Below are 18,130 nucleotides of genomic sequence, written 5' to 3'. Positions count from 1 at the left end.
TTCCCCTTGGGATCCGGGGCCTGATCGTTGCCCACTGTCATCCAGCTCTCCCCAAAGCCATTCCATCGAGTGACCGATGCCCCATCCGGCTGACTGGGGCCGAGGCCCCAACTAGGGTGCGGCGCAAGCGTTCCGGCACTTGGCCCACCGGCATTGCGATGTCGGTGGCGGGTGCCACAGTGGGGGGATGAGCAACGCCAGCAGATGCCCCGGCGCCGACCGTGACAGCCACTGTCACGGCGGGCCCCGGGCGAGACGGTAGGGGGTGGCATCCGGTCGTGACCGGTATGGGTGTGGAGGTGGGCGCGCTGGCGGCGCGCTCCCGGGCTCTCGCCGTGCTGCGTATCCGCAGCAGGGCGCTGGCCGTCGCCCTGCTGCCCGCGGCCGTCGCCGTCGTGCTGCTCGTCGGCGGGTCCACGGGCCATCTCGTCGGCGGCGGCTGGGGGACGGCCCGCCGGGTCGTGACCGCCCTGGCCGTGGTCGTCCTGCTGGCGGCCGCCGGTATCGCATTGGTGGTCTCCCGGGCCCGGCCGGCGATGAGCCCGACGGTGCCGGTCGTCGAGACCTCGGCGCCCGACCTGTACCGGATGGTGCGCGACCTGGCCGACCGGCTCGACGTCCCGGTCCCCTCCGCGATAGCGCTCACCCCGGACTGCGACAGCTGGCTGGAGGACCGCACGCACCCGGCGCAGGGCAGGCCCCCGCAGCGCCGCGGCGGCCGCCTCTCCGCGCTGTCCGGCGGTCTCGGCCGGGCCACGAGGCACGCGCACCGCCGGAGCACCGCCACGCCCGTCCTCGTCATCGGCTCGCCGTTCCTGTGGTGGATGAGGGTGGGGGAGCTGCGCGCGGTCCTCGCCCCCGTCGTCGCGGGCACGGGCCCCTCCGCCCACCCGGACATAGCCGCGGCCCGCCGTTTCGTACGCGGCCTGGACGCGGCCGTGGCCGTGACGTCCGCACCGACCCGGGGTCCCCTCGTCCGGACGGTGCTCGGCGGCGCCGGCTGGGTGGTCCGGCTGCTCCTGCGCAGCTGCCGCGGGCACGCGGCGGAGATGGAGCGGGGGGTGGCGGCGGCCGCCGCCGAGCGTGCGCAGACCGTGGACTACGGACTGCGGATCGTCGCCCAGGAGCAGGTCGGGCTCGCGTACGCGGGCTGGGACCGGCTGCTGACCCGGGTCGCGCTGCCCGCCTGGCGCATGGGCCGCTGGCCCTCCCGCCTGGACGCGGGCGTCGTGGCGGCCCTCACCGAACTCTCGCGCCGTGACCGCCTCGCGGAGGGCTTCGCCTCCCGGCTGGGCGAGCGCCCGGCCTGCGACCTCCTCGAAGAGCCCGGCGCGGTCGACGAGGCGGCCTCCCTCCTCGCCGCCCGCCTCTTCCACGGCGGCCCCGCCGAGCGAGGCCCGGACTGGGCGCCGGTGAACTGGCAGGAGTACCCGGAGGAGGTCGTCGACCGGAAGTGGCGGACCGACGCGGCCCGCCTCCACCGCGTCCTCGACGCCCAGGGCGTCCGCCCCTCCGGCGGCCCGGCGGAGCCCGGCGGCCCCGGCCCGACCCTGTCCCGGGTCATGGAGCACCTGACGACCGCCGCCGGTGACGGGCCGGACCCCGCCGCCGCGGTGACGCCCCCTCCGTACGGGGAACCGGACACGGGCGCCGGCGACGGGGGCATAGCCGGCGGGGGGCAGGCGGACGGTGTCGCGCCCGGCGGGGGCCTGGACGGCGACGACGAAGAGGACGAAGAGGACGAAGACCCGCTGGGCAACGAGCGGACGGCGGCGCTGGCCGCCGCCCTCAGCGCGGAGGTGGCGCGCGAGGAGGCGGCCGCGGGACCCGTCCCCGCGTCCGGCGTGGAGCAGGGCGGCCCCGACAGCGCGCTGTGGGAGGACGGGATGCTTCCGCTCTTCCCCCTGCAGCCGCCCCGCACGGGCCGGGACCTGCTGGCCGACCACGTCACCGCGATGGTCTGCTGCGCCGCGATGGACACGGCGGGCGCGATACCGGGCCTCGACTGGCTCGACGGCCCCTCCCTCCTCGTCGACGGTGAGCGTGCCGCCGACCTCGGCCCCCGCGTCCTCGCCCTGGTCGAGACCGGCGACCCGGCCCCCCTGAAGACCTGGCTGCACCAGACGGGCGTCCGCCCCGAGAAACCCGTCCGGCTGGTCTGAGGGCGCCCTCCCGCGCTGACGGTTGCGTTCGACCTTGGCGGAGCCTCCCGTTCCGTTCACGTCAATTCGCGACGAACGGTGACGGAGTGCGCGCGTTATGTGATGTGCTGGGACCGATCGCGCACAGGGCAGGAAACGCAACGGTGACGGGGGCGCTGGGGAGGGGAGGACACATGGGGTCGGAACAGATCCGCCGCTGGGAGTCGGGAGCACTGGCGCACGCCGTGACGGACCCCTTCGGTCAGGGCCCCGTCCCGTGGCTCCGCGGTGACGAGCAGTACTTCGGCGACACCGGCCAGGTCGTCCCCTGGTACATCGACGCCGTCGACGACCTCCCCGGAGCGCAGGCCACCGCCCGCCCTGGCCGAGGCGTCCCGCGTCCCCGCCCGTTGCGCTCCCGCCCCACGACCCCGGGACCCCGCTCCGCCGACGACGTCCGCCGCCAGATCAAGGGGTTCACGTCCACCGGCGCGGCCACCCCCGGCGAGGCCATCGACTTCCACATCACGGTCGACCCGCCGCAGGAATTCAGCGTCGACATCTACCGCATCGGCCACTACGGCGGCGACGGCGCCTCGAAGATCACCACCAGCCCGCGCCTCTCCGGCATCGTCCAGCCGCCCCCGCTCACCGCCGACCGCACGGTCTCCTGCCACCACTGGTGGCTGTCCTGGCGGCTGCAGGTCCCGACGTACTGGTCGGTCGGCGCGTACGTCGCCGTGCTCACCACCGCCGACGGCTACCGTTCCCACGTCCCCTTCACGGTCCGCGACGAACAGCCGGCCGACCTGCTGCTTCTGCTCCCGGACATCACGTGGCAGGCGTACAACCTCTACCCGGAGGACGGCCGCACGGGCGCCAGCCTCTACCACGCGTGGGACGAGGACGGCCAGCTGCTCGGCGAGGCCGACGCGGCGACGACGATCTCCTTCGACCGCCCGTACGCGGGCGCCGGACTGCCCCTGCACGTGGGGCACGCCTACGACTTCATCCGCTGGGCCGAGCGCTACGGCTACGACCTCGCCTACGCCGACGCCCGCGACCTGCACGCCGGCCGGGTCGACCCCACCCGCTACCGGGGCCTGGTGTTCCCCGGCCACGACGAGTACTGGTCGCCCGCCATGCGCCGTGCCGTGGAGCGCGCCCGCGACCACGGCACCTCGCTCGTCTTCCTCTCCGCCAACACCATGTACTGGCAGGTGGAGTTGGGCCCGTCCCCGTCGGGCGTCCCGGACCGGCTGCTGACCTGCCGCAAGCGCAAGGGCCCCGGAAAGCCGGCGCTCTGGCGGGAGATCGACCGCCCGGAACAGCAGTTGATCGGCATCCAGTACGCGGGCCGCGTCCCGGAGCCCCACCCCCTCGTCGTCAGGAACGCGGACCACTGGCTGTGGGAGGCGACCGGCGCCCACGAGGGGGACGAGCTCCCGGGCCTGGTCGCCGGCGAGGCGGACCGTTACTTCCCGCGCACCCCGCTCCCCGAGCACCAGGGCCGCATCCTGCTGGCCCACTCCCCGTACGCGGACAGCGAGGGCGTCACCCGCCACCAGGAGACCTCCGTCTACCGTGCCGCGTCCGGCGCCCTGGTCTTCGCGTCCGGAACGTTCGCCTGGTCCCCGGCCCTGGACCGGCCCGGCCACGTCGACACACGTGTCCAGCGCGCCACGGCGAACCTCCTGGACCGCATCTGCAAACGCGACTGAGAGGCACCCCTCCCGCACCGCGCTCCCCTTCGGCCCCTCCCTTCCCCCGCGCCCCGGGCCACCGGCCACACCCCTCCGGCCACACCCCGGACCACCCGCGACCCGCGCTCCCGCCGCGCACCCCGTGGCCCGGACCGGTCGCCGCATACGGGAGAATCGAGCCACCTGGGCCCACCCGTCGCCCACCGCAGCCTCTTCGGGCCCGCGGGCGCCCCTTTTTCTTCAACCACGGGGAGGAACCGTGTCCGGATTCGCCGAAAAGCCCGAGCCCCTTCAGGTGCCGGGTCTGGTGCACCTGCACACCGGCAAGGTGCGCGACCTGTACCAGAACGAGGCGGGCGACCTCGTGATGGTCGCCAGCGACCGCATCTCCGCCTACGACTGGGTGCTCCCGACCGAGATCCCCGACAAGGGCCGCGTCCTCACCCAGCTGTCGCTGTGGTGGTTCGACCAGCTCGCGGACCTCGCCCCCAACCACGTCCTTAGCACCGAGCTCCCGCCGGGCGCCCCCGCCGACTGGGCGGGCCGCACCCTGGTCTGCAAGTCGCTGCGGATGGTCCCCGTGGAGTGCGTCGCGCGCGGCTACCTGACCGGCTCCGGCCTGGTCGAGTACGACGAGTCCCGCACGGTCTGCGGCCTCGCCCTCCCCGAGGGCCTCGTGGACGGCTCGGAGCTGCCCGCCCCGATCTTCACCCCGGCCACGAAGGCGGCGGTCGGCGAGCACGACGAGAACGTCTCCTACGAGGAGGTCGCCCGCCAGGTCGGCGCCGAGACCGCGGCCCAGCTCCGCCAGACGACGCTCGCCGTCTACGGCCGCGCCCGTGACATCGCCCGCGACCGGGGCATCGTTCTCGCGGACACCAAGTTCGAGTTCGGCTTCGAGGGAGAGACGCTCGTCCTCGCCGACGAGGTGCTCACCCCGGACTCCTCCCGCTTCTGGCCGGCCGACGAGTGGGAGCCGGGTCACGCGCAGCCGTCGTACGACAAGCAGTTCGTCCGCGACTGGCTGACCTCTGCGGAGTCCGGCTGGGACCGCAAGAGCGAGCTGCCCCCGCCCGCGCTGCCCGCCCACGTGGTGGAGGCGACCCGCGCCAAGTACATCGAGGCGTTCGAGCGGCTGACCGGTACGAGCTGGTCCTGAACGCACGAAGAAGCCCCCGGCCGAGGCCGGGGGCTTCTTCATATGGAGCGGACGACGAGGCTCGAACTCGCGACCTCAACCTTGGCAAGGTTGCGCTCTACCAACTGAGCTACGTCCGCACTGCGCCGTGGCGCGACAGCTACTATACCCAACCTCCCGGGTGCCGTGGACGCCCTGCCGGCTGCTCGGCCGCCGCCTCCGGACCCGCTCCGAGCGCTCGCCGGTCCGCCCCGGGACGGGCCAACTCGGCGGACACGCGGGCGTATGCGGAAGAGGGCGTACAGCGCCCCGCGGGTCGTTCCCGATGCGCGGCGAGGGAAAGTCTGTGGCCGTGCTCACATCACCGCGCGGCATTCGCGAAGGCCGCGGACAGGGCGAGCGGGTACAGCAGAAGACCCCGGTCATGGACCGGGGTCTTCTTTGTGGAGCGAACGACGAGGTTCGAACTCGCGACCTCAACCTTGGCAAGGTTGCGCTCTACCAACTGAGCTACGTTCGCATTGCCTCCGACCGGCTCTCACCGATCGGCGCGAGCACCACCTTACCTGATCCACAAGAGTGGTGGGTAAGCGATGCGGAGCGGGTGACAGGAATTGCACACTGCGCCTTCCCCCTGGAAGGGGGATGTTCTACTACTGAACTACACCCGCACGACCTCGTGGGCTCCGGCCTTTCGGCCTCGCCCCTCGGCGTGTTCCAGACTCTAGCTGACCAGCAGGGGGGCAGCGCAAGTCGGCTGCCCCCAGGGTCCGCTGACGGCCCCTCGTCAGGCCCGGGAGGCCGGGTCCCCCGAACGGGGGACGCCGGTTTCAGTGCGCCTCGGCGAACGCCTCGTAGACCTTCTGCGGGATGCGGCCGCGCGGCGGCACGTCCAGCTTGTTGGAGCGGGCCCAGGCCCGGACGGCGGCGGGGTCCGGGGTCAGTGCCGTGTGCGTGTACGCCTTGCCGGACCTGGCGCGCTTGCGGCCGGCCTCGACGTAGGGCGCGAGGGCCTCACGCAGTTTTTCTGCATTGGCGGGATTGAGGTCGATCTCGTACGACTTGCCGTCGAGTCCGAAGGCGATCGTCTCCGCCGCTTCCGAGCCGTCGATGTCGTCAAAGAGAGTGACCACGACACGCTGCGCCACGAATATCGGTCCCTTCGTGCGACTCCTCCGCGATCACGCGCCATGACGTGCTCTGACGTCGTGAAGTGGGCGGAGAGATGTCGACTGTCCGGCTGTTATTGGGCAAAGTATCGGCTAATGCCTTTTCCTTTGTACAGTGCCCGGCATTGCATTGTGAAGCCCGACTAAATCCCCCCGCGTGTCCAGAGGCAATGGGGTGCCACCGGTCTTCTGCGGTTTTTCCCAGGATTTTCCGTGGGCGCCCTCGCGCCGATGCCGGATCGTGATCGGGGTCACGTAGGATTCTACGAATCTACGCGAGTAGAAATTTTGTACGGGTAGTCTGAAGGGACCTGCTCAGCACCACACACCGGGAGTGCCAGTGGCACGCGTCGTAGTCGACGTCATGCTCAAGCCGGAGATCCTCGACCCCCAGGGCCAGGCGGTGCAGCGTGCACTGCCGCGCCTCGGTTTCGACGGTGTCTCCGACGTACGTCAGGGAAAGCGATTCGAACTCGAAGTGGACGGACCGGTGGACGACGCCGCTCTCGCCCGCATCCACGAACTGGCGGAATCCTTCCTCGCCAACACCGTGATCGAGGACTTCACCGTGAAGGTGGAGGAAGAGAAGTGACCGCTCGTATTGGAGTCGTCACCTTTCCGGGCAGCCTCGACGACCGGGACACGCAGCGCGCGATCCGGCTCGCCGGTGCCGAACCCGTCGCTCTCTGGCACAAGGACAAGGACCTCAAGCAGGTCGACGCCGTGGTGCTGTGCGGGGGTTTCTCCTACGGCGACTATCTGCGTGCCGGCGCCATCGCCCGCTTCTCGCCCGTGATGGAGCCGCTGATCGAGCAGGCGAAGTCGGGATTGCCGGTCCTCGGCATCTGCAACGGCTTCCAGATCCTCACCGAGGCCCACCTGCTGCCCGGCGCGATGCTCGGCAACGACCACCTGCACTTCATCTGCCGTGACCAGAAGCTGCGGGTGGAGAACGCGGACACCGCCTGGACCACCGACTACGAGTCGGGCCAGGAGATCCACATCCCGCTGAAGAACATGGACGGGCGCTACGTCGCCGACGAGCGCACGCTCGACCAGCTGGAGGCCGAGGGCCGGGTCGCGTTCCGCTACGTCGGCTTCAACCCCAACGGTTCGCTGCGGGACATCGCCGGGATCACCAACGAGGCCGGGAACGTGGTCGGCCTCATGCCGCACCCCGAGCACGCCGTCGAGCCGCTCATCGGCAGCGGCCGCACCGACGGCCTCCCCTTCTTCACCTCGATCCTCAAGAAGCTGGTCAACGCATGAGCCGCACGCCTCTGGACACGGTCGAGAACGCGGCCGCTACCCCTGACGTCGAGCTGCCCTGGGCCGAACTCGGCCTGAAGAAGGACGAGTACGAGCGGGTCGTGGAGATCCTCGGCCGCCGGCCCACCGGCGCCGAGCTCGCCATGTACTCGGTCATGTGGTCCGAGCACTGCTCGTACAAGTCCTCCAAGGTCCACCTGCGCCAGTTCGGCGAGAAGGCCCCGCAGTCCGACGCGCTGCTCGTCGGCATCGGCGAGAACGCCGGTGTCGTCGACGTCGGCCAGGGCTACGCGGTCACCTTCAAGGTCGAGTCGCACAACCACCCCTCCTACGTCGAGCCCTACCAGGGCGCGGCCACGGGTGTCGGCGGCATCGTGCGCGACATCATCGCGATGGGCGCCCGCCCGGTCGCGGTCGTGGACCCGCTGCGCTTCGGCGCGGCCGACCACCCCGACACCAAGCGCGTGCTGCCCGGCGTCGTCGCCGGCATCGGCGGCTACGGCAACTGCCTGGGCCTGCCGAACATCGGCGGCGAGGTCGTCTTCGACGCCTGCTACCAGGGCAACCCGCTGGTCAACGCCGGTGCCATCGGCGTGATGAAGCACGAGGACATCCACCTCGCGAAGGCGTCCGGCGCCGGCAACAAGGTCATCCTCTACGGGGCCCGCACCGGCGGCGACGGCATCGGCGGCGCCTCGATCCTGGCCTCGGAGACCTTCGACGACGCCAAGCCCTCGAAGCGCCCCGCCGTCCAGGTCGGCGATCCCTTCCAGGAGAAGCTCCTCATCGAGTGCACCCTGGAGGCCTTCGCCGAGAAGCTGGTCGTCGGCATCCAGGACCTCGGCGCGGCCGGCCTGTCCTGCGCCACCTCCGAGCTGGCCTCGAACGGCTCGGGCGGCATGCGCGTCACCCTGGACGACGTACCGCTGCGCGACTCCACACTCTCGCCCGAGGAGATCCTCATGAGCGAGTCGCAGGAGCGCATGTGCGCGGTCGTCGAGCCGGAGAAGGTCGCCCGGTTCCTGGAGATCTGCGACAAGTGGGACGTCATCGCGACCGTCATCGGTGAGGTCACCGACGGCGACCGCCTGGAGATCTACTGGCACGGCGGCAAGATCGTCGACGTCGACCCGCGCACGGTCGCGCACGACGGCCCGGTCTACGAGCGCCCGTACGCCCGTCCCGAGTGGCAGGACGCCCTCCAGGCCGACGACGCGAACAAGCTGCCCCGGCCCGCCGGCTCCGACGAGCTCAGGGAGCAGGTCCTCGCGCTCGTCTCCTCCCCGAACCAGGCGTCCAAGTCCTGGATCACCTCCCAGTACGACCACTTCGTGCAGGGAAACACGGTGCTGGCGCAGCCCGAGGACTCGGGCATGATCCGCATCGACGAGGAGACCGGGCTCGGCGTCGCCATCGCCACCGACGGCAACGGCCGCTTCGCCAAGCTCGACCCGTACACCGGCGCGCAGCTCGCGCTGGCCGAGGCGTACCGCAACGTGGCGACGACCGGCGCCAAGCCGCTCGCCGTCTCCGACTGCCTGAACTTCGGTTCGCCCGAGGACCCGGCCGTCATGTGGCAGTTCGCCGAGGCCATCCGCGGACTCGCCGACGGCTGCCAGCAGCTCGGCACCCCGGTGACCGGCGGCAACGTCTCGCTCTACAACCAGACCGGCGAGGCCGCCATCCACCCGACGCCGGTCGTGGCCGTGCTCGGTGTCATCGACGACGTCGCCCGCCGTACGCCGGTCGCCTTCCAGGAAGAGGGCCAGCTCCTCTACCTGCTCGGCGACACCCACGAGGAGTTCGGCGGTTCGGCCTGGTCGCAGGTCGTCCACGACCACCTGGGCGGTCTCCCGCCGCGGGTCGACCTGGAGCGGGAGCGGCTGCTCGCCGAGATCCTCATCTCGGCGTCCCGTGACGGCATGATCGACTCCGCGCACGACCTGTCCGACGGCGGTCTGATCCAGGCCGTGGTCGAGTCGGCGCTGCTCGGCGGCAAGGGCGCGCGGCTGATCGTGCCCGACGGCCTGGACGCGTTCACCCTCCTGTTCTCGGAGTCGGCGGGCCGCGCGGTCGTCGCCGTCCCGCGCTCGGAGGAGCTGCGCTTCAACGACATGTGCGGCGCGCGGGGTCTGCCCGTCACCCGCATCGGTGTCGTCGACGGCGACACGGTCGAGGTCCAGGGCGAGTTCGCGCTCTCCCTGGACGAGCTGCGCACGGCGCACGAGGGGACGATCCCCGCGCTGCTGGCGTAGGCGTCCTCTGCCGCACAGGGTGCCGCCCCGGGCGGTGACCGAGCGGCGGTACCTGTGTGAAGGTCCCGTCCGGGCTGTTCTCCGGGCGGGGCCTTCGCCGTTGGGTGCGGAGCGGGACCCGACGCCGGCGGCGGGAGAACCCCGGTCGCCCCCGGCGCCCAGGATCTAGGCTGAGGATCATGCCACCGGCCAGGAAACGCACCCGCAGCTACGACCCCGCCAAGATCCGCGCCGCCGTCTCCGCCCAGTTCGGGAACGTGCGCGAGGCCGTACGGGCCCTCGACGACGAGCAGTTGGCGTTGCCCTCGGGCCTGGGCGACTGGACCGTGCGGGAGCTGGCCGTCCACGTCACGATGACCGTGGAGGCCGTCAGCCGCGCCCTGGACCGGGACGAACCGCGCAAGGCGGAACTCTCCCTCGTGGACCTGCTGTTCGGGAGCGCCGGCTTCGCGGAGGCCATCGCCGACGGTGTCCGCCGGCTCGCCGCCGGCACCCCGGACCTCGACGCGCTGTTCGCCCGTACCGAGGAGCGCCTCGCCGAGCGCCTGGCCGCCGCCCCCGGGACCCGGATCGTCGACCTCCGCGCCGGTGCCATGACCCTCGCCGACTTCCTGGTCACCCGTACCGTCGAACTCGTCGTGCACACCGACGACCTGAACCGCGCCGTGCCCGGCCTCGACATCCCCCGCGACCGGCAGGCCCTCGCCGCCTGCACCCGGCTGCTCGCCGACGCCCTCGCCCTGAAGGCGCCGGGGGCCTCCACGGAGGTGCGGATCCCGCCGTTCGCCGTGGTGCAGTGCGTCGAGGGCCCCCGGCACACCCGCGGCACCCCGCCGAACGTCGTGGAGACCGACCCGCTGACGTGGATCAGGCTCGCGACGGGCCGGATCGCCTGGCGTACGGCACTGGACGAGGCCAAGGTCAGCGCGAGCGGGGAGCGCGCGGACCTGTCGGGGCTGCTGCCGCTGATGAAGTGAGCGGCCGGGTGTCGCCGTCCGCGACGGACATATCACCCTCGGAGCCCCCGTCCGCACCAGATTGATGTGCGACGGCTCACTCACGGACGCCGGACGGAGCCCCCGCACGCCCCCCGCCAGGCCGGCACGGGACCGCTCCGGCCTCCACGCACCCGCTCTGACCTGCGCAAACGATACGAGCTCGGTGGTCGTGGCCGTCGTGTGACGCCCGGTGACCCGCCGTACCCAATTCGGACCAGTACTCGATCTCGCCTACACTCGGAGGCGTGCCACGTGGTGACGGTCGACTCAATCATGATCTGCTCCCCGGTGAGAAAGGCCCCCAGGACGCTTGCGGCGTCTTCGGTGTCTGGGCTCCGGGCGAAGAGGTCGCCAAGCTCACTTACTTCGGGCTCTACGCCCTCCAGCATCGAGGTCAGGAATCCGCGGGGATCGCGGTCAGCAACGGCTCCCAGATCCTCGTCTTCAAGGACATGGGCCTCGTGTCCCAGGTCTTCGACGAGACCTCTCTCGGTTCGCTCCAGGGTCATATCGCGGTCGGTCACGCCCGCTACTCGACCACCGGTGCCTCCGTGTGGGAGAACGCCCAGCCGACGTTCCGTGCCACCGCGCACGGCTCGATCGCGCTCGGCCACAACGGCAACCTGGTCAACACGGCGCAGCTCGCCGAGATGGTCGCCGACCTCCCCAAGCAGGACGGCCGGACCACCCGGGTCGCGGCCACCAACGACACCGACCTCCTCACAGCGCTCCTCGCCGCCCAGGTGGACGACGACGGCAAGCCGCTGACCATCGAGGAGGCCTCCGCCAAGATCCTTCCGCAGGTCAAGGGCGCCTTCAGCCTCGTCTTCATGGACGAGCACACCCTGTACGCGGCCCGCGACCCGCAGGGCATCCGCCCGCTGGTCCTCGGCCGGCTGGAGCGCGGCTGGGTGGTGGCCTCCGAGTCCGCCGCCCTGGACATCTGCGGCGCCGCCTATGTGCGCGAGATCGAGCCGGGCGAGTTCGTCGCCATCGACGAGAACGGCCTGCGGACGTCGCGGTTCGCGGAGGCAAAGCCCAAGGGCTGCGTCTTCGAGTACGTCTACCTGGCCCGCCCGGACACGGACATCGCCGGCCGGAACGTGTACCTCTCGCGTGTCGAGATGGGCCGCAAGCTGGCCAAGGAAGCTCCCGTCGACGCCGATCTGGTCATAGCGACTCCGGAATCCGGGACGCCCGCCGCGATCGGTTACGCCGAGGCATCCGGCATCCCCTTCGGTGCGGGTCTCGTGAAGAACGCGTACGTCGGCCGGACCTTCATCCAGCCCTCGCAGACGATCCGCCAGCTCGGCATCCGTCTGAAGCTGAACCCGCTCAAGGAAGTCATCAAGGGCAAGCGCCTGGTCGTCGTCGACGACTCGATCGTGCGCGGCAACACCCAGCGCGCCCTGGTCCGCATGCTCCGCGAGGCCGGCGCCGCCGAGGTCCACATCCGGATCTCCTCGCCGCCCGTGAAGTGGCCCTGCTTCTTCGGTATCGACTTCGCGACCCGGGCCGAGCTGATCGCCAACGGCATGTCGATCGACGAGATCGGCACGTCCCTGGGCGCCGACTCCCTCTCGTACATCTCCCTCGACGGCATGATCGAGGCGACCACCATCGCCAAGCCGAACCTCTGCCGCGCCTGCTTCGACGGCGAGTACCCGATGGAGCTCCCCGACCCGGAACTGCTGGGCAAGCAGCTTCTGGAGACCGAGCTCGCGGCGGGTCCCGCCGCGACGGCCGCGGCCGACGCGATCCGTCGCCCGTAAGACTCCGCAGCACTACAGCTGTACGACACGAAAGTTCTCACAGCCATGTCTGAGACCACAGGTGCCAGCTACGCAGCCGCGGGCGTCGACATCGAAGCGGGCGACCGCGCCGTCGAGCTGATGAAGGAGTGGGTGAAGAAGACGCAGCGCCCCGAGGTCCTCGGCGGCCTCGGCGGGTTCGCCGGCCTCTTCGACGCCTCCGCCCTCAAGCGCTTCGAGCGCCCGCTGCTCGCCTCCGCCACCGACGGCGTCGGCACGAAGGTCGACCTCGCCCGGCAGCTCGGCGTGTACGACACCATCGGCCACGACCTGGTCGCGATGGTCATGGACGACATCGTGGTGTGCGGGGCCGAGCCGCTCTTCATGACCGACTACATCTGCGTCGGCAAGGTCCACCCGGAGCGGGTCGCCGCCATCGTGAAGGGCATCGCCGAGGGCTGTGTCCTCGCCGGCTGCGCCCTGGTGGGCGGCGAGACGGCCGAGCACCCGGGTCTCCTAGGCCCGGACGACTTCGACGTCGCCGGCGCGGGCACGGGCGTGGTCGAGGCCGACCGGCTCCTCGGCGCGGATCGCATCCGTAAGGGTGACGCGGTGATCGCCATGGCGTCCTCCGGCCTTCACTCGAACGGGTACTCGCTGGTGCGGCACGTGCTCTTCGACCGGGGCAACCTCAGCCTGGACCAGCGGATCGAGGAGTTCGGCCGGACGCTCGGTGAGGAACTCCTGGAGCCCACCAAGATCTACTCGCTGGACTGCCTGGCGCTCACCCGCACGACCGACGTGCACGCCTTCTCCCACGTCACGGGCGGCGGCCTGGCGGCCAACCTGGCCCGGGTGGTCCCGGACGGGCTGCACGCGATCGTGGACCGTGAGACCTGGACCCCGGCCCCGGTCTTCGACCTGGTCGGCCGGACCGGTCAGGTGGAGCGGCTGGAGCTGGAGAAGACGCTGAACATGGGCGTCGGAATGATCGCCGTGGTCCCGGAGGAGTCGGCGGACGCGGCGCTCGCCACCCTCGCGGACCGGGGCGTGGACGCCTGGATCGCGGGCGAGATCACCGAGCGCGGCGAGCACACCACGGGCGCGGCGCTCGTGGGTGACTACGCGAGCTGAGACAGGCCGGGACAGCACTGAACCCGGTCCGGCGCTGAGGCCCCGGACCGGGTGAAGTGCTACGAGTTCCTACGGATGCCGTGGAACCTGCTGAGCCCGCTGCAAGCGCTACGCGCCACGACGATGCGACTGGGGACCGGACTGATCGTCCTCGTCCTCGTCGTCGTCGTTGTAGAGATCCGCGTACTGGGCGTACGGGTCGTCTTCCTCGTCATCGTCCTCGAACGGCTCGCCGTTAGGCGGCTGGCTCGAAGTCGAAGCGCCCAGCTCGTTGGCCAGACGCGACAGGTCAGTCCCGCCGCTGTTGTACTTCAGCTGGCGGGCGACCTTCGTCTGCTTGGCCTTGGCCCGGCCGCGCCCCATGGCTCGACCCCCTCGGTGACGGGGCTCGACGGCCCCAGAGTCTTGACACGCGTTCATGATCTGGAACGGACTCTCCGTGGAGAGACCGGTCCGTAGGGCTTCCACGGTACCTGAGCCCGCGGCCATACGGTACGTCGCCCGCAGGACGCGCCTTCGCCCAGAACCCGCGAGGTGCCCTTTCCCCGCTGGTCAACGGCGATTTTAACCTCTTCTCGGCGCACGACCCGCCGACGGACGTGAGAGTTCTCTCGAAGTACGCGTCGGCGGGTCCCTGACAAGGGTGTGTCAGGCGCCCGAGGGGCCGGCCCGCGGTCAGCGGGAGCGTGCCTCCGCGATGCGCTGCTCGGCGATCCGGTCGGCCGCCGCGGCCGGCGGAATCCCGTCCGTCTTCGCACGTGCGAATATTCCGAGCGTGGTGTCGAAGATCTTCGTCGCCTTCGCCTTGCACCGGTCGAAGTCGAAGCCGTGGAGCTCGTCGGCGACCTGGATGACCCCGCCCGCGTTCACCACGTAGTCCGGGGCGTAGAGGATCCCGCGGTCCGCGAGGTCCTTCTCCACGCCCGGGTGCGCCAGCTGGTTGTTGGCGGCGCCGCAGACCACCTTCGCGGTGAGCGCCGGCACGGAGTCGTCGTTCAGCGCCCCGCCCAGCGCGCACGGGGCGTAGACGTCGAGTCCCTCGACCCGGATCAGCGCCTCGGTGTCCGCCACCGCCCGCACCGACGGGTGCCGCTCGACGATCCGGCGCACCGCGTCCTCGCGCACGTCCGTGATCACGACCTCGGCGCCGTCGGAGAGCAGGTGCTCCACCAGGTAGTGGCCGACCTTGCCGACGCCCGCGACGCCCACGGTCCGGCCGCGCAGCGTCGGGTCGCCCCACAGGTGCTGGGCGCTGGCCCGCATGCCCTGGAAGACGCCGAACGCCGTCAGCACGGAGGAGTCGCCCGCGCCGCCGTTCTCCGGGGAGCGCCCGGTCGTCCAGCGGGACTCGCGCGCCACGACGTCCATGTCGGCCACGTAGGTGCCCACGTCGCACGCGGTGACGTACCGGCCGCCGAGGGAGGCCACGAAGCGCCCGTACGCGAGGAGGAGCTCCTCCGTCTTGATCTGCTCGGGGTCGCCGATGATGACGGCCTTGCCGCCGCCGTGGTCGAGGCCGGCCATGGCGTTCTTGTACGACATCCCGCGCGAGAGGTTCAGGGCGTCGGCGACGGCCTCCTCCTCGCTCGCGTAGGGGTAGAAGCGCGTACCGCCCAGGGCGGGGCCCAGCGCGGTGGAGTGGATGGCGATGACGGCCTTCAGGCCACTGGCCCGGTCCTGGCAGAGCACGACCTGCTCGTGGCCCCCCTGATCCGACTGGAACAGGGTGTGCAGGACGCCGTTGGTTACGTCGGTCACGGTGGTGACTCCCAGCTACGAAGCGGCGGTTGGAGGCGGTGCCCGTGCGGGTGGCGGGCTCCCGATGGCTTGAGATTAGAGCCTGCGCCCGGCCGCCATCCGGGCAGTGTTCAGGATCACCCTCTCCCGGAGTACGTTCGGTCACGGCCGTGGGACGATTTGAGTGTTTTCCCGGTCGCTCGCGCGCGGGTCGAGCGCCCGGCGTGCCCGGGTTTCACGGCTGGTCGGTTGGGGAGGGAGCAGGGGTGCCCAAGGTGTCCTCGGTGATCGTCCCGTACGCGTCCTATCTGCGGGTGTACGAACCGCTGGCCGCCTTCCCGGAGCCGGAGCGCGGTCACTGGGACCGTTACGCCCGGCGCCCCGACCGTCCGTCGTACCAGGACGAACTGCGTCGTTCCCTGGCGGACTTGCTGCCCGTCCCGCCCGTCCCGGTGCCGGTGCACGAGAGCGGGGACGCCTTCGTCACCGAGGTCGACGGGGTGCTGTGCGTCTGCCCGTGGCGCACCCGGCTGCGCGGCTGGCTGGCCCTTGGCGAGCTCGCGGAGGAGTTCCCGGCACCGGTCCTGGACGCCCTGCTGCCGCCGCTCGTACGCCACCAGGCCACCCAGGACTACGAGCGCTGGCTGGCCCGCAACCCCGACGCCCGCCCGTGGATCCGCACCTCGACCTGGCAGGTGCCGCTGAACTGGTTCGTGCTGGTCTCCGACGAGGAGCGCGAGTACGACAAGGGTCCGGGGGAGTCGGGGCAGGACGCGCCGCTGCTCCGCTACCGGACGCCGATGGTGCAGGCGCGGCGGCGGGTGGCGCGGGCCCTGCGCACCCTCAAGGACACCATCGAGGAGGGGCCGCTGATCGACGGCCTGCTGGACGTCGGCCGGTGGCTGGAGGAGTTCCACCCCCGCTCGCTCGTCGAGCTGGACTACGGCGGCCTGGTGCACGTCCTGCCGGCCCGGGAGCTGGAGGGCGACCACTCGGCCGCCGACGTCGCCGAGGGCATCGAGGCGCTGCGGGCCGGGGACGGCACCACGGCGGGCGAGGCGTACGGCCGGCTCGTGGAGCGCTGGCGCGCGGTCCGGGACCGGCGCTCGGCGAACTGAGGGGCTGACAGGAGACGGCCGCCGTGGTGGACTGACCTGCCGCGTGCCGGTCTTCACGGCCGTCCCGCGGCTCCCGTCCGGGGCCGTGGATCCTTCGGCACGGACGTAGGTCCCGATCCGGGCGTTTGTCGCAAGGGTGACGGACCGCACTTACTCGGCCCTTGCGCCGCTTGCCCCTCCTCATGCCAAAATAGGACAAGGAGTCCGGGGAGGACTCCGTCCGTCCGACTTTGGGTGGAATCTCAGCATTGCACGCTATGGGGGGTCTGGTGACTCCTGATCGCCCCTGTGACTGATCGTCACAGGGGTGTGACTGTCCGCTATGGCATGGTCCATCGGCTTCCGTCGCTGATGAACACCTGGGAGGGCAATTCCATCGGTTTGGCCGACGCGGCTGGACAGATGGTGTAGTTGTAGTGCCGAGGACAAGCCGTTCGTCCTATAACCGACTCGACTCGCGTCCGCCATTTCGGGCAACGCGGGTCAAGGTGCAGAATTTAGAGGAAAGAACCGAGAAGGTTCGGTTCTCCCGAGGAGGCCGCTCATGACCGCTCGCACCCCTGATGCCGAGCCGCTGCTGACCCCGGCTGAGGTCGCCACCATGTTCCGCGTCGACCCCAAGACGGTCACGCGGTGGGCGAAGGCCGGCAAGCTCACGTCGATCCGCACGCTCGGCGGGCATCGTCGCTACCGCGAGGCGGAGGTCCGCGCATTGCTCGCGGGCATCCCCCAGCAGCGCAGCGAAGCCTGAACAACCGCATAACCGGGCATTTCGGCTGGTCCCCCAAACCCGCCGCAGGTCCGGGCCAACAGCTCCAAGCGACGCGGGTTCCGCCCCAACGGAGCCCACGCCCCAGCTGAACAAGCAGGCGCCAAGGGTGTGTCGTAGATCGCGCTGGACTCCGCCGGGTCCAGCGCGATCTTTTTTATGCCCTGTTGCTCCCGGGATGGGCTCTGGATGTGCCCCGCTTCTGACCGGGATGTGCGCCGGACGGCCCGACTGTGAGCGAGCTTGTCGGAGTCTGGGGAGGGGTGTCGGATCTCCTGTGGGGCATCCACGGGGCCCGTGCAATTGCACATATAAAATTGACCTGTTGTAGGTGGGGCGTAAGTACCGCCCTTCTGAAAACTTATGCGGTGACACCCGTCACACGTCGGGGTCCTTGTTGCCCCTGTGAGGTGTGCGCTAGAGGGGAGTTGTCCCGATGAGGACCGGCCTGCGTCAGGCCGGGGAGGGGCTCTCGTCCTCGGCGGCCGTCTCCGGGCTCTCCTCGTCCCGTGCGGCGGGTTCCATGGCCAGCCGCAGGAGTTGGTGGCAGATGGGGCAGTGCCGCGTCAGGTGGCGGTACTGCGTGGCGGCCGCCAGATGGGCCCGCAGCAGGGCTCGCGTCTCGTGCCTGGCGGTCGCTGCCATACGCCACCTCCGAGAGGTCGAGGGCCCTGGTTTCTGGGTACCGGCGGAACGGGGCGCCGTCAAGACGCCGTCGTGCCGCCGGGGTTGCCGAAAGGGCCCCGACCGGGGGACGGGCACACGCACGAGAGCCCGGGTCCGAAGACCCGGGCTCTCGATTTTCTGCGGTCCTGACGGGATTTGAACCCGCGGCCTCCACCTTGACAGGGTGGCGAGCACTCCAAACTGCTCCACAGGACCAGGTTTCGCGGCACTTTCCTTCGCTGTGCTGCGAGAAGGACTGTACAGGAGCAGGAGCCCGGTGGT

The 18,130-nt window shown here is 70.9% G+C and carries 15 protein-coding genes and 4 tRNA genes; 11 read left to right on the top strand and 8 right to left on the bottom strand.

Features of this window, described 5'->3' with window-relative positions; translation table 11 throughout:
* Positions 1-287 precede the first annotated feature (287 nt).
* From ACZ4VA_RS32320 to ACZ4VA_RS32310, 3 genes are all read left to right on the top strand, one after another.
* On the top strand, positions 288-2,162 hold the full coding sequence (locus ACZ4VA_RS32320; RefSeq protein ID WP_468083683.1) for a hypothetical protein: 1,875 nt from the start codon (positions 288-290) through the stop codon (positions 2,160-2,162).
* Positions 2,163-2,335: 173 nt separating this feature from the next.
* A complete protein-coding gene (locus tag ACZ4VA_RS32315) occupies positions 2,336-3,862 on the top strand; it encodes a N,N-dimethylformamidase beta subunit family domain-containing protein (RefSeq protein ID WP_468083526.1) in 1,527 nt (508 codons plus the stop codon).
* A 241-nt stretch (positions 3,863-4,103) separates the two neighbouring features.
* Complete coding sequence (locus ACZ4VA_RS32310; protein WP_468083524.1) at positions 4,104-5,003, top strand: phosphoribosylaminoimidazolesuccinocarboxamide synthase; 900 nt, start codon at positions 4,104-4,106, stop codon at positions 5,001-5,003.
* 43 nt (positions 5,004-5,046) lie between these two features.
* On the opposite strand, the gene ACZ4VA_RS32305 is transcribed toward ACZ4VA_RS32310, so the two are convergent.
* From ACZ4VA_RS32305 to ACZ4VA_RS32290, 4 genes are all read right to left on the bottom strand, one after another.
* A tRNA-Gly gene (locus ACZ4VA_RS32305) sits at positions 5,047-5,122 on the bottom strand.
* Positions 5,123-5,426: 304 nt separating this feature from the next.
* Positions 5,427-5,502, bottom strand: a tRNA-Gly gene (locus ACZ4VA_RS32300).
* Positions 5,503-5,581: 79 nt separating this feature from the next.
* Positions 5,582-5,653 (bottom strand) — tRNA-Gly (locus ACZ4VA_RS32295).
* 159 nt (positions 5,654-5,812) lie between these two features.
* Positions 5,813-6,130 (bottom strand): histone-like nucleoid-structuring protein Lsr2, encoded by a 318-nt coding sequence (locus ACZ4VA_RS32290; RefSeq protein WP_355788774.1) that lies wholly within the window; start codon positions 6,128-6,130, stop codon positions 5,813-5,815.
* Positions 6,131-6,491: 361 nt separating this feature from the next.
* On the opposite strand from ACZ4VA_RS32290, the gene purS reads away from it, so the two are divergent.
* The 6 genes from purS (at position 6,492) to purM (ending at position 13,558) form a co-directional block, all read left to right on the top strand.
* Positions 6,492-6,743 carry a phosphoribosylformylglycinamidine synthase subunit PurS gene (purS, locus tag ACZ4VA_RS32285; protein WP_121404865.1) on the top strand — a complete coding sequence of 84 codons (252 nt, stop codon included), beginning with the start codon at positions 6,492-6,494 and terminating at the stop codon, positions 6,741-6,743.
* A complete protein-coding gene (purQ, locus tag ACZ4VA_RS32280) occupies positions 6,740-7,420 on the top strand; it encodes a phosphoribosylformylglycinamidine synthase subunit PurQ (protein ID WP_356163577.1) in 681 nt (226 codons plus the stop codon). Before purS ends, purQ begins: the two co-directional genes overlap by 4 nt.
* Positions 7,417-9,675 carry a phosphoribosylformylglycinamidine synthase subunit PurL gene (gene purL / locus ACZ4VA_RS32275; protein WP_389390207.1) on the top strand — a complete coding sequence of 753 codons (2,259 nt, stop codon included), beginning with the start codon at positions 7,417-7,419 and terminating at the stop codon, positions 9,673-9,675. Before purQ ends, purL begins: the two co-directional genes overlap by 4 nt.
* Positions 9,676-9,854: 179 nt before the next feature.
* Positions 9,855-10,652, top strand: coding sequence for a maleylpyruvate isomerase family mycothiol-dependent enzyme (locus ACZ4VA_RS32270; protein WP_355795449.1), 798 nt, complete (start codon positions 9,855-9,857; stop codon positions 10,650-10,652).
* Positions 10,653-10,918: 266 nt separating this feature from the next.
* Entirely contained in the window at positions 10,919-12,445 is a 1,527-nt protein-coding gene (gene purF / locus ACZ4VA_RS32265) for an amidophosphoribosyltransferase (protein WP_356163576.1), read from the top strand.
* A gap of 45 nt (positions 12,446-12,490) precedes the next feature.
* On the top strand, positions 12,491-13,558 hold the full coding sequence (gene purM / locus ACZ4VA_RS32260) for a phosphoribosylformylglycinamidine cyclo-ligase (RefSeq protein ID WP_356238145.1): 1,068 nt from the start codon (positions 12,491-12,493) through the stop codon (positions 13,556-13,558).
* A 108-nt stretch (positions 13,559-13,666) separates the two neighbouring features.
* Here purM and ACZ4VA_RS32255 read toward each other — a convergent pair whose 3' ends face one another.
* Positions 13,667-13,921, bottom strand: a complete 255-nt coding sequence (locus ACZ4VA_RS32255) for a DUF3073 domain-containing protein (RefSeq protein WP_355791219.1) — start codon at positions 13,919-13,921, stop codon at positions 13,667-13,669.
* A 312-nt stretch (positions 13,922-14,233) separates the two neighbouring features.
* Complete coding sequence (locus ACZ4VA_RS32250; RefSeq protein WP_356163575.1) at positions 14,234-15,316, bottom strand: Leu/Phe/Val dehydrogenase; 1,083 nt, start codon at positions 15,314-15,316, stop codon at positions 14,234-14,236.
* 245 nt (positions 15,317-15,561) lie between these two features.
* Here ACZ4VA_RS32250 and ACZ4VA_RS32245 point away from each other — a divergent pair, with 245 nt between their 5' ends.
* Together ACZ4VA_RS32245 and bldC are read left to right on the top strand one after the other, a co-directional pair.
* Positions 15,562-16,413, top strand: a complete 852-nt coding sequence (locus ACZ4VA_RS32245; RefSeq protein WP_389390208.1) for a DUF8083 family protein — start codon at positions 15,562-15,564, stop codon at positions 16,411-16,413.
* A 544-nt stretch (positions 16,414-16,957) separates the two neighbouring features.
* Positions 16,958-17,164, top strand: coding sequence for a developmental transcriptional regulator BldC (gene bldC, locus ACZ4VA_RS32240; protein ID WP_003949541.1), 207 nt, complete (start codon positions 16,958-16,960; stop codon positions 17,162-17,164).
* 471 nt (positions 17,165-17,635) lie between these two features.
* Here bldC and ACZ4VA_RS32235 read toward each other — a convergent pair whose 3' ends face one another.
* Both ACZ4VA_RS32235 and ACZ4VA_RS32230 read right to left on the bottom strand, forming a co-directional pair.
* Positions 17,636-17,827, bottom strand: a complete 192-nt coding sequence (locus ACZ4VA_RS32235; RefSeq protein ID WP_355793926.1) for a DUF6274 family protein — start codon at positions 17,825-17,827, stop codon at positions 17,636-17,638.
* A 162-nt stretch (positions 17,828-17,989) separates the two neighbouring features.
* Positions 17,990-18,064: transfer RNA gene (locus ACZ4VA_RS32230), tRNA-Asp, on the bottom strand.
* Between the last annotated feature and the right edge of the window lie 66 nt (positions 18,065-18,130).

This window comes from Streptomyces sp. NPDC028308, from assembly GCF_055565855.1.
Note: the sequence above shows the minus strand (reverse complement) of the source record. Positions and strands in the feature narration are given on the sequence as shown.